A 644-nucleotide genomic window follows, 5' to 3' on the forward strand; every position below is an offset into this window, starting at 1 on the left:
TCTGCCGCAGCAGATTTTATTACTCGTGACAACACCCTGTCCGTGAGCGGATCGGTTCTCGGGGTTTCGGAAGGTACGCCGGTCTTCATTAATGTAATGAACGGGAGCAACGTCGCTGCCACCCTGACCGGTTCGGTGGGGGAGAACGGCAACTTTACCACTAACACCAGCGGCGTTCTTGCCTCGCTGGGTGCGGCGGGAACGGAATACACGTTCTTGGCTTCGGTTACCGACGCCAACGGCAACATCGTCACCGATAGCTTCGATGTCACGGTTGATCGTGCGACAACCGAGGCCACCGTCGGGCTGGCGTCAGGTTCCAACAGCGGTGCCACCAACGACGGGATCACCAACGACACGACACCGGACTTCTCTGGTTTTGCCGAGGCTGGCGCGACGGTCGACGTATTCTTGAATGGCGATCTCATCGGCACGACAGTCGCCGGCAACAACGGCGCCTACACGCTGACCTTTGCTGAAGCAGACATCATCCCGCTTACCGATGGCACTTATACGCTGTCCACCATCTCGACCGACGTCGCAGGAAACATCAAGCCGAGCGCGCAAGGCACGTCCTTCACCGTCGATACGCTTGCTCCTGAGGTGGCCTCGATCACGGCGGCCGATACCAGCCTCAACGTGAG

General features: G+C 59.3%; 1 protein-coding gene. It reads left to right on the plus strand.

Annotated elements, in window-relative coordinates:
• A partial coding sequence (locus tag IPV08_RS24335; RefSeq protein ID WP_246748229.1) for an Ig-like domain-containing protein occupies nucleotides 1–644 on the plus strand: 644 nt, incomplete at both ends.

The organism is Methylobacterium sp. SD274, from assembly GCF_017355285.1.
Classification (GTDB): Bacteria; Pseudomonadota; Alphaproteobacteria; order Rhizobiales; family Beijerinckiaceae; genus Methylobacterium.